This is a genomic window from Brevundimonas sp. DW-iso22, from assembly GCF_058725425.1.
In genome coordinates this window covers 20624-34569 of sequence record NZ_JBZXEB010000009.1, presented here as the reverse complement: position 1 = coordinate 34569, position 13946 = coordinate 20624, and the positions used below count along the sequence as shown (strand labels likewise).

Genomic DNA, 13946 nt, shown 5'->3' with positions numbered 1-13946 from the left:
ACTCAGACGCCGACATCGACTTCGACCCAACCGACGGTCTTCTTGTCGCCCGCGTCGTTGTCGGCCCAGATATCGACGATGAAGCGATAGCCGTCGCCCTTGGGCGTCTTCTCGCGCACGACGCCGTGTGTCGTGATGACCTCGTCGGCATAGGTGGAAGCAATGTATTTGCAGACCACGCGGGCGTTGCGGAAGAACGCCGCGCCGAAATGATTGACGCACATCTCCGCCAGATAGGCGGAGGACATCTCGCCCGTCTGGATGGGTGCCTTCAGCCCGGTCGACGCCGCATAGACCGGGTCCCAGTGGTTCGGATTGAATCGCCCCCACAGGCGCGAACCCATTAGCTGGATGGCCGCCTTCTTCTTCAGGCTCTGCAATCGATAGCCGACTGGCGTCTCGCGCGTGATCGCCAGATCGACCGGCATTCCTGGTTCGGCGCCATCCATGTTTTGTTCCCCATTCTGACGCCGATACGAAAGGCGGCGCGATCTTCGAGCCCCGCGTCTGGCCCCGGAGCACGGCACGCTAAGTCCCGGTCATTAATAATCAACGTGTATGTTGATTATTGTCAACACCACTATTGACAGAAAACGGGAGGCGGTTCTTCCTGATAGTGTCGCGAAGGTCCGCATCAGATGGGCTGAGGGTGACGGGGATTGGAAAAACCGGGGAAGCGCTATGACATCCACGAGATCATTTCTGATGGCAGGCGGCGCGACCGCCCTGCTGTTCGCCGGCACCGCCACGCCGGTGCTGGCCCAGACGGCACCCGCCGCGCCCATCCAGACCGCCGAGCCAGCAGCGCAGTTGGACGAGATCGTCGTCACCGCGCGGCGACGGTCCGAGACTCTGGTCAGCGTGCCGGTAGTGGTCAACGTCCTGACCACCGAAGCCCTGGATCGCAACCGCGCCAGCAGCCTGGCGAGCATCGGCGAACTGACCCCGACCGTGGTGGTTGGGGCCTACAAGTCCAACGGTGGCGGCTCGATCGGTATCCGCGGCATCAGTTCTCCCGCCAACCAGACCGGCTTCGAACAGGCCGTATCGGTGGCACTGGACGGGGTCCAGACCAGCGACGGCCGCATCACCCAGGCCGGCTTCTTTGACCTGCAACAGGTCGAGGTCATGAAGGGACCGCAGGCCCTGTTCTTCGGCAAGAACAGCCCGGCCGGCGTCATCTCGATCAAGTCGGCCGACCCCACCCCCGACTTCTATGCCCAGCTGCGCGCGGGTTACGAGTTCGTCGGTGACGAGGCCTCACTGGAAGGCGTTGTGTCCGGGCCGCTGAGCGACATCTTCGGCCTGCGCGTTGCCGCTAAGTATCGCAACCTGGATGGCTGGCTACGCAACACCGCCCAGCCGATCGCCAACCCCTTCTACACTGCGGCATCCGGTGCTCCGATCGGCGCATCCCAGCTGCCTGGAGCCTCCGACAGCCGTCCAGGCGACGAGGAGATCCTCGGTCGCTTCACCTTGACGGCCGATTTCTCCGAAAATTTCGACGCCCGGCTGAAGGTGTTCGCCAGCCATAGTGAGGGCAGCGGCCCTGGCGTCGGCACGCAAAACATCGGGGCCTGCACCGGTCCGAACCCACGCGTCTACGGAATCGCCGACCCGTTCGCGGACTGTGTCGCGGACCGCATTACGACCATCGGCGACCTGCCAGACGCCATTGCCAGCACAATGCGTGGATATCGCGGCAATGGGGCCCCCTATGACGAACTGGACATCTTCACCGCCGCTCTCGACCTGAACTGGACGTTCGGAGACCTGACTCTGTCGTCTACGACCGGCTTCAACCGCACCGAATACGTCTTCCTGTCGGGACTGGACCAGACCACCTATTCCCAGCTGGCCTTCTACAATCGCCAGACCAACGAGGAGATCAGCCAGGAACTGCGCCTGTCGTCGAACTTCGCCGGACCGCTGAACTTCATGGTCGGGGCCTATTTCCAGAAGACCGACCTCTTCACCAACAACGATACCAAGCTGCGCGACTCCAGCTACAATGCCGCCGCAAACCGCTACGTCACCTATGAGGATCTGGCACAGCAGGACGGCGACACCGTCTCGGTCTTCGCCCAGGGCCTGTGGGATATCTCCGAGACGCTGGAGCTGGCGGGCGGCCTGCGCTGGACCCGCGAGACCAAGGACTTCAACAAGCGGAATTCCTACGGCATCGGCACCTTCGCGACCCAGAACACTGTCTATCCGGGCTCTTCCACGCCCGGCACCCTGGCGGGGACGTTCGAGGACGAGAACGTCTCGCCGGAGGTGACCCTGACCTGGCGTCCCGACACCAACAAGACCGTCTTCCTGGCCTACAAGACCGGCTACAAGTCCGGCGGCTTCGGCCTGACCAGCCCGCTTCAGACTGGCACCCGCATCGGCGACGTGGACTTCGATCCCGAGACCGCCGAGGGTTTCGAACTGGGGGCCAAGGGGGTCTTCGCCGAAGGCCGCGTCCGCCTGAACGGCGCGGTTTTCGCCTATAATTTCGACGACCTTCAAGTGAATACCTACGACCCGTCGCGGGTGGCCTACACCATCAACAACGCCGGCAGCGTCGAACAGCGCGGCGTCGAGATCGACGGTACCTGGAACGCCACCGACCAGCTCAGCCTACGGGGCGCGATTGCCTATATCGACGCCCAATTCAAGGATTTCGTAGGCCAGTGCTACAGCTACGCCTTCCCGACGGGCACTGTCCGCGCCACCGCCGTCGCCCCGATCAACTGTTCATTCGTCAACGCCACGGCCCTGACGCTGCAACAGGATTTCGGCGGACGCGCCCCGGCCCGCTCGCCGGAATGGGCCGGCAATGCGGGCTTTACCTATGACGTCCCGATGGCAAGCGGCTTCAGGCTGGCCATCAACGGTGACGCCTTCTACAGCGGCGAGTACTTCGCCTCTGAAGCCATGGCTCCCGCTAGCTTGCAGGACAGCTTCTGGCGCCTGAATGCCGGGGTCAGCCTGACGGCACCCGACGACAGCTGGACAGTCCAGTTGGTCGGTCGCAACCTGACTGACGAATATTACCTGCAATACGCCGCCGACCGGACCGGCGGGGCCAGCGTCCCCGGGGCGATTGGCGAACAACGCGGGGTCGTCTCGCGCGGTCGCGAGGTCGCGCTGCAGTTCAGCAAGACCTTCTGATGACGGAGCAGACCGCAGTTCCCGGCATACCCGACACCCCCACCAAGCCGCCGATGGGCTATGCATGGTACACGGTCGGGGTGCTGACGGTCTGCTATACCCTGTCCTTCATCGATCGACAGATCCTCAGCCTGCTGGTCGGGCCGATCAAGGCTGAGTTCAATGCCACCGACACCCAAGTCGGTCTGTTGGGCGGGCTGGCGTTTTCGCTGTTCTATACCCTGGTCAGCCTGCCGGCAGGGCGGCTGGTAGACCGGTTCAACCGGCGCAACATCATCGTTGCAGGTGTCTTCTTCTGGAGCCTGATGACGGCGGCCTGTGCAGTGGCGCGGGGCTATCCTGGCCTGTTTTTGGCCCGGATGGGCGTTGGCGTCGGCGAGGCCACCTTGGCTCCCGCCGCCGTCTCTATGATCTCTGACAGCTTCCCGAACGAGAAGCTGGGCTCGGCGATGAGCGCCTATGGCATCGGCATCTATCTGGGGTCCGGACTGGCGCTGCTGCTGGGCGGATTGGTGGTCGAACTGCTCACGCAAACGCCCACCCTGACCCTGCCGATCTTTGGCGAGATCGCCTCGTGGCGGGCGACCTTCCTGGTCGTTGGCTTGCCAGGCCTGCTGGTCGCTCTGTGGGTGCTGACGCTGAAGGAGCCGATGCGCAAACGCGCCATCCTGTCGTCCGACGGAGCCGTCGCGCAACTGACTATCACCGAAACCCTCGCCGTTATCGGCAAGCGGTGGGTGCCGGTTGCCTCGATCGCGCTCGGCCTGATGTTCCAGGCAGTGGCGCTATATGCCTTCATGCTGTGGTCGCCCGGCGTGCTGCAACGGTCGTTCGACTGGTCGCCGCAACAGACGGGTCTGGTCATGGGTCTTGTCGTCCTGATTGGCGGCAGTTTCGGCATGCTGAGCGGCGGACGGCTCAGCGACAGTGGTCTTGTCGCCGGACGACGCGATGCCGCTTTGAAGGTCGCGACCTATAGTTCGGTCGCCGGCACGGTGGTCTTCGCAGCCCTGATGATCGCCCAAGGCTATTCTGCCCTGTCGACGATCGCAGTTTTCGCAGTCGGCGTCGTCCTGCTAGCCATGCCCGCGGGCAGTTGTTACGCCGCCTCCCAGATGGTGCTGCCCAATCAGGTGCGGGGCCAGGCTCTGGCCCTGATCCTGTTCATCGCCAACCTGGGCGGCCTGACGATGGGACCGCTGTTACCCGGCCTGCTGAACGACTTTGTGTTCCAGTCCGAGAGCGCATTGGGCTTGTCACTGGGGATCACGCTTTCGGTCTCGACCCTGCTGGCGGCGGTTTCCTTTGGCTGGGGACGGCGCGAATATCGGCTGCATCACGAAGCGCTGAATCCCTGACGTTCGCGAACGGTGAGCCGATGCCCAGTCCTCCGATATCAAGCAGGCAGTCCCGAACCGTCGCCGAACGCCAGGCCGACTTGGTCGCGCGCTTTCCGATATGGTCGCCACGCACCCTGTTCGGCATGTTGGAGACTGCGGCTCTAGCCTTTCCCGATCGCCCCTATCTGATCACCGACGACCGGACCTGGACGTATGCCCAGATGCTGGCGTGGTCTCGAGGCGTCGGAGCCGGGCTGATCGCGGCTGGCGTCAAACCGGGAGAGCATGTCGCTCTGGTCATGGCCAACTATCCGGCCTTCGCGGCGCTGAAATATGCCATTGCCGCGGTCGGGGCGGTCGCCGTCCCGGTAAATATACTGAACCGCCGCGACGAGCTGGCCTATGTGCTGCGCCAGTCGCGGTCCGTGATGCTGGTGACGATGGACCGGTTTCGCGACCTCGACTACCTGGCCATGCTGGATGAACTTGCCCCCTCTTGGACGACCGAAGGCGGCGGCGAGGCCCTGCCGGACCTGCAATCCGTCGTCGTATTCCAGGCCGAGGGGCAAGGCCGCGTCGGTGTCACACCGTTCGACGCCCTGACCGCCGATCCAGTCCCGCTGCCCGTCGTCGATCCGCAAACCCCAGCCGACATCATCTACACCTCCGGCACCACCGGCGCGCCCAAGGGGGTGTTGCTGAGCCACGACATGCTGTTGCGCGCCGCCTTCGGGAGCGCCTATGCCAGGGCCTTCGAGGACGGGCGGCGCATCCATTTCAGCCTGCCGATGAACCACGTCTATGGTTATGTGGAAGGGCTGCTGGCCGCCCTGTTCGTCGGCGGGGCCATCGTGCCGCATCTAAAATTCGATCCGCGCCAGACGCTGAAGGCCGTCGAACAGCACCGCGTCACCGACCTGCTGTTGATCCCGACGATGACTTTGGCGGTGCTGGACGCGTTGGCCGATACACCGGTCGACTCGGGCTCGCTGAAGGGGATCTTGTCGTCGGGCGGGCGGACGCCGCCCGGCTTGTGGGACCGTATCCTCGATACATTCGGCGGCATCGAAATCACGACCGGCTATGGCATGAGCGAGTGCACGGCCTCGACCACGGTGACCCGCCCCGATGATCCGACCGAGCGGCTTCTGACCACCAATGGCCGCCTGCGCGACGTCGGTCCGGCGGGCGACCCCGCGATCGGGAACCGGTTGGTCGACTATCGCGTCGTAGACCCTTCCACCGGTGCGGCCCTGTCCCCCGGCGAGGTAGGCGAACTGATGGCCAAGGGGCCGGGCGTCACCCAGGGCTACTACGACAAGCCTGACGCCACCGACGAAGCCTTCGACGCCTACGGCTGGCTGCACACCGGCGACCTCGGTCGCATCGACGCCGACGGCTATCTGACCCTGGTCGGAAGGGTGAAGGAATCCTACCGCTGCGGCGGCGAACAGGTCACCCCGTCCGAGATCGAGGACGTTCTTATGGTCCACCCCGCCGTGCTCCAGGCCCATGTCGCCCCCGTGCCCGACGACCGGATGGGCGAGGTCGGCGTGGCCTTCGTCGTCACCCGCCCCGGCCATGCGTTCGCTCCCGAGGTCCTGATAGAGTGGTGCGCCGGAAGGCTGGCCCGGTTCAAGGTGCCGCGCCATGTCCTGTCGATCACGGCCGAGGACGTGCCACTGACCCCGTCAGGACGCCCTCGCAAATTCCTGCTGTCGCAACGCGCCGCCGACCATCTGGGCCTGTCATGACCGAAGCCGTCCGCGTTGCGATCGTCACCGGTTCCGCGCGCGGCATCGGCGCGGCCATCGCCGAGCGTCTGGCCCGCGACGGCTGCGACATCGCCGTGATGGACCTTGACGCCGCCGCCTGCGCCGAGACCGTGGCCACCGTCCGTGCCCTAGGTCGCCGTGCCGAGGCCATCGCCGTCGACGTCGCCGACGAAGCCGCGGTCGATGCAGCCGTCCGCGCCTGCGAAACCGCCCTCGGTCCACCTGCCATCCTGGTCAACAATGCCGGCATGCTGCGCGAAAAAACCTTGGCAAAGATGACGCTTGACGACTGGCAGATCGTCCAGGATGTCAACCTGCGCGGCCCGTTCCTGATGTGCCGCGCGGTTCAGGCCACGATGCGGGCGGCGGGCCATGGCCGGATCGTCAACCTCGCCAGCATCGCCGCCTTGGGTGCCCACGGGCAGGCCAACTATGCCGCCGCCAAGGCCGGTCTGATCGGCCTCACCAAGACCATCGCGCTAGAGATGAGCAAGTTTGGCGTCACCGCTAACATCGTCGCCCCCGGCTTCGTCGTCACCCCGATGACCGCTGCCGTCGCCGACCGGCTGGGGGTCGATTTCGAGACCATGGTCGCCGACGTCGTGCGCGACATTCCCGCTGGCCGCCCCGGTAAGCCGGACGACATCGCCAACGCCGTTTCCTTCTTCGCCGATCCCCGTTCCGGCTTCGTCTCCGGTCAGGTGCTCTATGTATCGGGCGGCCCCAGAGGATAGCACCCTTGGCCTTTCAATCGACGCTCGCTAAGCCTGTCCTAGATGGAGAGGCCCCGTTGAGTTCCGAAACGAAGAGCGGCATCGGCAAACGACGCACGGCGGCCAAAGCGGACAGCTCAGCCGCCTATCAGCGCCGTCGCCGCGAGATCGCCGTGGCGGCGGTCCGCGTGTTCGATCGCCTGGGTCTGCAAGGGGCCAGCATCAGCGCCGTCGCCGCCGAACTCGGCATCGACCGGGCCTCGGTCTACTACTATATCTCGTCCAAGGACGAATTGTTCGACGAGGTGCTGCGCGCCGTCGCCGAGCGCAACTCCGACATGGCCCGGGAAATCGCGGCCAGTCCCCTGGCCCCGCCGGACAAGCTGCGGGCGCTGATCGTGGCGATCATGGAATCTTACGGCGAACACTATCCGCTGCTGTTCATCTATATCCGCGAGAACCTCAGCCGCGTGCCCGACAGCCGCACCAAATGGTCGTCGGACATGCGTCATATCAACCGCGTCATCGAGACCGCCTTCATACAGATCATCGAGGAAGGCTATGCCGACGGCAGTTTGCGCAAGGTCGGCCCATCCAAGGTCGTGGCCTACGGTATGCTTGGCGTCGTCGGCTGGACCCACCGCTGGTTCCGCCCCGAGACATCGCCGCACACAGCGCGCGACATCGGCGAGACCTATGCCGAATTGATGGTCGCGGGCATCCGCGCCTAGCTAACTGCGGTCCCGACTAGCTCAGCTACGGCGAGCAGCCGTTCGACGCTGCACTCAATGGCCCCACATCAGTCACAAGAGTTCAACGAACAGACTTTGCCCCTGACCGGGCTAAAGTCAGACTTCGGCTTTTATCCGCTCATCGGCTCGCTGTCCGAAAGCGGACGTCGCCAACTGCCGCGATGAGTCAGTAGGCGTCTGGCCCCCTAACGCTGACGAAGCGCTATTTTTCCACAATCCGCTGCGTCGCCGGATCGTAGCGGTACAGGTGCAACCTCTGCTCCTTCAGCAGGTTGGCCGCCTGCCCAACGTGCGCCGGCAACACGTAAAACCACTCCCGCGGATTCACCCGCTTCCCGAACCGATCGACGATGAAGAGCTCGGCCGGCCGGGCGGCTTCGAAGAAGCGGTGCAGCAACTCCTCCACCCGGGCGCGCGACAGGTTCTGCAGGGTGTAGGTCGCGACGATCTCGACCGGTGCCAGCAGGAAGGTCGGGTCGTTCCGGGCGTCGGCGACCCGCCTCCGTACGTCCTGGGAGGTCACGCCGATCTTGTGAAGCAGATTGCGATCAGCGGCGATAATGGGATCGTCCGACAGGCTACGGGCGACATAGATCGTGCCGGACATGGCCAGCTTGTCGTTCTGCCATTCAGGGTCCAAGGGCCCCAGTCCCCGTCGCTGGATGACCCGGGCCGTCTTGTCGTCGTTGAGGGATTTCCGGAACGACGAGGCCAGCGGGTCGCTCTCGGTGCCATTGGAGAAGACGACGCGCAGGCGGTAATCACGTGAGCCCCCACGGGCGGTCATTTCCGACTTCTCGGCGATGAAGGCCAGCAGGCCGTTGCGGATGAAGAAGTCGCCTTCATAGGGCTCGATGACCATCCGCTTCTCGACCGCCGTCGCGATGCGCTCCCCCTCCTCCAGGTCCTTCTGCATCTCGATGAAGCGGGGCTCGAAGCGGGCGAAGTCGACGCAAGGTACGAAGTCGGCGCGATGGTCCGGCACGTGTCGCTCCGCCGCTGGCGTCACATGCCTGAGCTTGAACATCTCGGTCGGCGTGGCGAGGGCCTCGTCGTTGAAGATGGCGTTGAGGCTGTCGGGAAGATCCTCCTCAAGCGGCTCGTCACGCCAGGACCGTTCCCTCACCTTTTCCGTGCCCCGTCCCAGAAGGCCGAGGCGGTCAATAGCCTGCAGCGAAGCCGATGGAGCGCGGGACACAGTGTCGAAAATGACCCCCAGCCGCATCTCGTCATGGCCGGCGGCGTCGGGATCAGGTAACCGGCCATGCCGCTCATAGAAGGCCTCGACCTCGCGGAGGATGGCTTCGTTCGCCCGGTCAGGTGCCGGGCCCACGACGGTCGACGCCTTCACGTCGAGAAGGCCGAACTCGTCCTTCTCCGCAAAGATGTCGTCAAGCGTCGGCCGCATCAGCTCGCGCCCTCGCGCAGCTTCTGGGCCTTCCGGTTCTTCAGCCAGGCCAACGCCTCCGCCATCCGCTTCTCCAGCGGGTCGGCGGCGTGGACATTGGGCTCCCGCCCTTCTTGCGCGCGGAAACGCTTTATCCGGGGCCATAGCATTCGCGCCTCGTCCTCGGTCATCTGAACGCGCATCGCCACCATGGCCGACTGCATGTTCGACAGCAGCGTGGAGTCCAGGGACTTGGAGGCAATTTCGAACTGTTCCCGGAAGGTGTTGACGCTGTCGATCAGATCGATGTCGAGGTCTCGCACGTTGATGAACCGCCGCACCAGCGCGAGAAGCGCGTTGGGCGCGCCCGGCATGTCGTCATCGCTCTCCGCTGTCGACGGCCCGGCCCACTCGGTCGGTTGCTCTGACATGCCGTTGGCCGCCTCGCGCCGGGCAAGGGTCAGGATGTTCATTCGTGCCGCCAGGTCCTGCCGGACGGCTTCGGTCTCCTCAGCGGACAGGTTCTCGTACCGAGTTTCGATGATGTCCGTCAGAACCATCTGGTTCGCCACTTCGGGCGCGACATCAGGCGACAGAACGCTCCGGTCGATGGCTTGGCATGCCGCGGCGACAAGGTCGTGCATATCCCGCTCGCAGATCTCGCGCGCCCGGTCGGTAGGCGGCTCCATCAGCCCGCGAATGCCGATGGTCACCGTACCGTTGGGATCGACGCTGATCGGCTCACGAACGTCGTCATCCTCGCGCCGATAGAATCTGAAGTTCGGCGCCAGCACCTGCTCCATCAGAAGGGAGCCGGATATGGCCTTCAGCATGTCGTTGACCGCGTCGGTGACGACGCCGGTTTCAACGCCCGGCTCGGCGACCAGATTGGTGAACCGGGCATGGCGCTTGCCCGGCGCATCCCGGGTGGCGCGACCGATGATCTGCACGATCTCGGTCAGCGAGGCGCGATAGCCGATGGTCAGGGCGTGCTCGCACCAAACCCAGTCGAAGCCTTCCTTGGCCATGCCAAGCGCGATGATGATGTCGACCTTGGCGCGATCAGCCTCGTCGTCGCGCCTGCCATCGGCACCCCTGGTTTCGCGGGTCAAAGCGGACTTCACGCGATCACGGTCAGGACCATCCTCGACCAGATCCGCAACCTTCAGCAGCCGGCCGTCCGGCGTTCGCAGCAGGTCGAAGCCCGTCTCCGGATCCATGCCCTCGACCACACCGATCAGATCGTAGATGCGGTGAACCTCTTCGGTCTTCGGCGCGTAGGCTTCCGACGACCCGCGATGAGGAATGTGGATGATGGTCTTCAGCGTGGTGTCCAATACCTCGGGCAGGCCGTTGGGATAGGACCCCTTGTAGAACTTGTAGTTCACACCCAGCGACTTGAGGTGCTCGTAGCCGTCCAGCTGCTCGTAGTACGAATAGGTGACAGTTACGAACCGGTCCTCGTCCTCGGTCCGAAGCACCGGCACGGCATCGCCCCGGAAATAGGAGCCGGTCATCGCCATGACGTGGGTCCGCTCCCGCGACAGAATGCGACGCAGGATTTCGCCCAGCCGGTTGTTATCGGCGGCCGAGACGTGGTGGAACTCGTCGATCGCCAGAAACAGGTCGTCAAAGGCCTCGATCCCGCCCTCGGCTTCCACAGCGTCAAAGCCGAAGCGGAAGGTCGCGTGGGTGCAGACTAGGACGCGCGCATCGGACTTCATGAAGTCCCGAAACGCCCGAACCTTCTGGGCCTGCGGCGCGTCCTCGACGCCGCTGAGGCACAGGTTCCACCGATCCTCGACAACCCAGTCCGCCTCGAAGCCATAACTGGAGAGATCGGTCGAGCGGAAGGATCCGCCAATCGAGGTCTCGGGGACGCAGACGATGGTCTTGGCACGCCCCTGATGGCGCATCTTGTCCAGGGCGATGAACATCAGCGCCCGGCTCTTGCCTGCGGCCGGCGGCGCCTTCAGCAGCAGATGCTGGGCCGCCCTGGCGGCGTAGGCCCGGGCCTGCATAGGCCGTTGCCCAAGGTCATTGACCGCCTTGGACACGCCGGTCCGTGCGTAGGCGACGTTGACTGTCTCGACCATGGCTTCCCCCGCGCTCCCGAGCGCTACTTCGCCGTCTTCGCGGCGTAGAGTTTGAACAGATGATCCAGACGCTCGGTGTCGTTGCGGAAGGGCCGACCGATGTACATCGTCTCCAGCAGTTCGTCGTTGTCCCTATGCGCCTGTCGGAGGTCGTCAGGCATTTTGGCCGGGTCATAGAGCTTGGCGATGGTGGCCGGATGATTTTGGTAGCGCACTTTGAGGATGCGACGTGCAGACGCAGACAATGCCTCTAGCTGCTCGCCAGAGAAACGGGGCACCGGAAATGTGTTCCACCCATTTGTGCTTGAATACCTGAAGTCGTTCTTCATTCTTCCGCAGACAGTGGCGATCCAAATCAGATGTAGACGTGATGCAATCAATGCCACGCACCAGTCTGGCGCGTCGTATATAACCTGATTGAGGTCAGAAGATATTACGTCCTGACCAACCCGATCTACTGCCAGATACGGTCGCTTTTCCGAGGTTACTCGGGGCACCAATATCGAGTGCGAAACAGCCTCTCCTCGACCGGTCATCTGTCCAAATCGGTGCGGAGTTGACGCGGCGTCGCGAGTGACCTTAGCGTCGCTTTCACCCCTCATGGTCGCTACCGCCCTTAGCCGTTCAGCAACGGGAGGTATGCTCTCCGCCAACGGCAGGTCCTCATCCCGGATCCACAGACAATAGCGATCAATGCCCCGAACGACCTCCTTTGATCCCAAGAAGCGTCGGACGATCTGACGGGATTCCGGGTATGCTTTCAGCAATGCATCTCGCTGATCGGGAGATAATATCAAGTATCCCTCATCCCGCGGAATATTGCCAATATCCATTTTCGGGAGTCCGAACAACGACTTGGAGGCGGGACGCACAGTCAGGTTCGGACCATCCAGCAAGTAAGCATTTATGTTTGAGGCCCGCGTCTCCAGATCAACGCTGAACAACCGCCTGATCCCGACGTGGCGGCCCGAAATACCCACGACAACGCAGGACACGGCCGCGTTGTGCATCGCATTGTTGGACCAGTAGAATTGCTGGTGTGCGAACTTGATCACAATACCATTTCGCAGCACCTCCGGCCAAAGGAGGTCAACCGTCACGCCTTGGCATATCGAGTTTGTAGCGACAAAAGCAGCATCAGAATCGCGGCCGTCGATGTAATCGGACGCCTTCACGAACCAGCATATAACGTAGTCAAGGCGGTGATAAGTTTTCAGGCGGCCCTTCAGCACGAAGTCCATGTCTGACATTTGCTCGTCTGAGCGACTATTGAACCCGACGAAAGGCGGGTTGCCTGCCAGATAGACTTCTTCGCCGTTCTCGGGCGGCGGACAAACGCCTTCCCAGTCCGCCCTGAGTGAGTTGTCGCAGACGATGTTTCCGCCGTCCCGCAGGGGCAGCAGGGCTGGCATCCGCCCGAAGACATCCGCAAAGCGCGCGTTCGCCTGATACTCAGCGATGAACAGGGCCAGCTTGGCGGTCTCGGCCGCGAAATCGTTGATCTCGATGCCGTAGAACTGTCCGAGGCTGACGGATGAGAACATCTGCATCGTCGCCTTCTTCGGGTCAGGCTCACCCAACCGTTTCAGGATGAGGAGCTCCCGCTCCCGCATCTGGCGGTAGGCCACGACAAGGAAGTTGCCCGACCCACATGCGGGGTCAAAGACGCGAATCCTCGACAGGCGCGCCAACTGGACGCGCAGAGCGGCGGGCTTGTCCCAGGCCTTCTCGATCTCGGCGTCCAGGTCGTCGAGAAAGAGCGGTCCCAACACCTTCATGATGTTGGGCGCCGAGGTGTAGTGCATCCCCAGTTCCGACCGTGCCTTCTCATCGGCGATGGACTGGATCATCGACCCGAAGATGTCCGGGTTGATCAGCTTCCAGTCCATGTCGGAGGCGTCCCGCAGATAGCGGAAGCTGACCACGTCGAACGCCGGGGCATCAATGACGCCGGAGAACAGGCCGCCGTTCACGTACTTCAGCGGCGCAGTCCAAACCGGAAGGCCGGACCTCCGGCCCTCTGGCAGGTTCATCGCTTCGAAGGCGCTGACTAATGTGTCGCGGGCGTGCTCGCCGCGCGCGCCGCTGTAGTTGAAAACCGCGGCCGAGAACTGGTCCTCGGGAAACACGCCCACATCCTCAGCGAACAGGCAGAAGATCAGCCGGGTCATGAAGAGGTTCATGTCGTGGCGGCGCTCTTCACTGCGCCAGTCCGGGTTGGCCTTCAGCAAAGCATCGTAGAGCCTGGCCAGCTTGCCGGTCGCGCGGACATCGATCGGGTTTTCTTCTGCGGCCCGATACCGCTCCTTGCCCGCCGCTGGGAGAAAGAAGGCAAACTTGGCCCCAAGCTCCGAGAAGTCGCAGTGCAGTTTGTCGCCGGACTTCGGGTGCTCGGCCGCGATGGTCTGGCCATCGGTCGCCAGCAGGATTGCGGGTTTGCCGGTCTTGTTCTTCTTGCTGGCCCGCAACTGTTCGAGAACCGCCTCGAGATCGCCAGCGGCTGCCGGCGCGTAGTGAAATTTTCGAGCAAGCAGCATCCCGCCGGCCACGTCCGACTTGTTGGCCGTACCGTTGCGCAGCTTCGCCAACGTGGCCTGCGGATTGTCCGTCGCCTCGGCGAAGGCGAGACCGAATCCGACCGGGTCGAAAGGCTCCTGCGCCAAGGCGTGCAGTGCGTCGGCAATCTCAGTCGGGTTCATCGGTCGTCCAGCAGCTAGTCGAACA

At 63.5% G+C, this 13946-nt stretch carries 9 protein-coding genes; 5 read left to right on the top strand and 4 right to left on the bottom strand.

Going from position 1 to position 13946, the window contains the following annotated elements; genetic code table 11:
* Positions 1-2: 2 nt before the first annotated feature.
* Positions 3-449: a MaoC family dehydratase gene (locus tag AC4PRM_RS15160; protein WP_492040495.1), complete on the bottom strand. Its 447-nt coding sequence runs from the start codon at positions 447-449 to the stop codon at positions 3-5.
* A 232-nt stretch (positions 450-681) separates the two neighbouring features.
* Here AC4PRM_RS15160 and AC4PRM_RS15155 point away from each other — a divergent pair, with 232 nt between their 5' ends.
* From AC4PRM_RS15155 to AC4PRM_RS15135, 5 genes are all read left to right on the top strand, one after another.
* The gene (locus tag AC4PRM_RS15155; protein WP_492040494.1) at positions 682-3159 is read left to right on the top strand and encodes a TonB-dependent receptor; all 2478 of its coding nucleotides are present in this window, start codon (positions 682-684) and stop codon (positions 3157-3159) included.
* On the top strand, positions 3159-4517 hold the full coding sequence (locus tag AC4PRM_RS15150; protein WP_492040493.1) for a spinster family MFS transporter: 1359 nt from the start codon (positions 3159-3161) through the stop codon (positions 4515-4517). The genes AC4PRM_RS15155 and AC4PRM_RS15150 overlap by 1 nt, the downstream gene beginning before the upstream one ends.
* 125 nt (positions 4518-4642) lie before the next feature.
* Positions 4643-6253: a class I adenylate-forming enzyme family protein gene (locus AC4PRM_RS15145; protein ID WP_492040492.1), complete on the top strand. Its 1611-nt coding sequence runs from the start codon at positions 4643-4645 to the stop codon at positions 6251-6253.
* Positions 6250-7008, top strand: a complete 759-nt coding sequence (locus AC4PRM_RS15140; protein WP_492040491.1) for an SDR family oxidoreductase — start codon at positions 6250-6252, stop codon at positions 7006-7008. Before AC4PRM_RS15145 ends, AC4PRM_RS15140 begins: the two co-directional genes overlap by 4 nt.
* 56 nt (positions 7009-7064) lie before the next feature.
* Complete coding sequence (locus AC4PRM_RS15135; protein WP_492040490.1) at positions 7065-7718, top strand: TetR/AcrR family transcriptional regulator; 654 nt, start codon at positions 7065-7067, stop codon at positions 7716-7718.
* 223 nt (positions 7719-7941) lie between these two features.
* Here the strand turns inward: AC4PRM_RS15135 and AC4PRM_RS15130 are convergent, their stop codons facing one another.
* The 3 genes from AC4PRM_RS15130 to AC4PRM_RS15120 are packed head-to-tail and all read right to left on the bottom strand — an operon-like array spanning position 7942 to position 13921.
* Positions 7942-9147 carry a GIY-YIG nuclease family protein gene (locus AC4PRM_RS15130; RefSeq protein WP_492040489.1) on the bottom strand — a complete coding sequence of 402 codons (1206 nt, stop codon included), beginning with the start codon at positions 9145-9147 and terminating at the stop codon, positions 7942-7944.
* Positions 9147-11222, bottom strand: coding sequence for a DEAD/DEAH box helicase (locus AC4PRM_RS15125; RefSeq protein WP_492040488.1), 2076 nt, complete (start codon positions 11220-11222; stop codon positions 9147-9149). The genes AC4PRM_RS15130 and AC4PRM_RS15125 overlap by 1 nt, the downstream gene beginning before the upstream one ends.
* Positions 11223-11245: 23 nt before the next feature.
* Complete coding sequence (locus AC4PRM_RS15120) at positions 11246-13921, bottom strand: class I SAM-dependent DNA methyltransferase (RefSeq protein ID WP_492040487.1); 2676 nt, start codon at positions 13919-13921, stop codon at positions 11246-11248.
* Positions 13922-13946 lie beyond the last annotated feature (25 nt).

What these genes read in the sequence shown, in the direction of transcription:
- AC4PRM_RS15160 (WP_492040495.1), bottom strand. Translation starts at nt 449, where the DNA reads ATGGATGGCGCCGAACCAGGAATGCCGGTCGATCTGGCGATCACGCGC.
- AC4PRM_RS15155 (WP_492040494.1), top strand. Translation starts at nt 682, where the DNA reads ATGACATCCACGAGATCATTTCTGATGGCAGGCGGCGCGACCGCCCTG.
- AC4PRM_RS15150 (WP_492040493.1), top strand. Translation starts at nt 3,159, where the DNA reads ATGACGGAGCAGACCGCAGTTCCCGGCATACCCGACACCCCCACCAAG.
- AC4PRM_RS15145 (WP_492040492.1), top strand. Translation starts at nt 4,643, where the DNA reads ATGTTGGAGACTGCGGCTCTAGCCTTTCCCGATCGCCCCTATCTGATC.
- AC4PRM_RS15140 (WP_492040491.1), top strand. Translation starts at nt 6,250, where the DNA reads ATGACCGAAGCCGTCCGCGTTGCGATCGTCACCGGTTCCGCGCGCGGC.
- AC4PRM_RS15130 (WP_492040489.1), bottom strand. Translation starts at nt 9,147, where the DNA reads ATGCGGCCGACGCTTGACGACATCTTTGCGGAGAAGGACGAGTTCGGC.
- AC4PRM_RS15125 (WP_492040488.1), bottom strand. Translation starts at nt 11,222, where the DNA reads ATGGTCGAGACAGTCAACGTCGCCTACGCACGGACCGGCGTGTCCAAG.
- AC4PRM_RS15120 (WP_492040487.1), bottom strand. Translation starts at nt 13,921, where the DNA reads ATGAACCCGACTGAGATTGCCGACGCACTGCACGCCTTGGCGCAGGAG.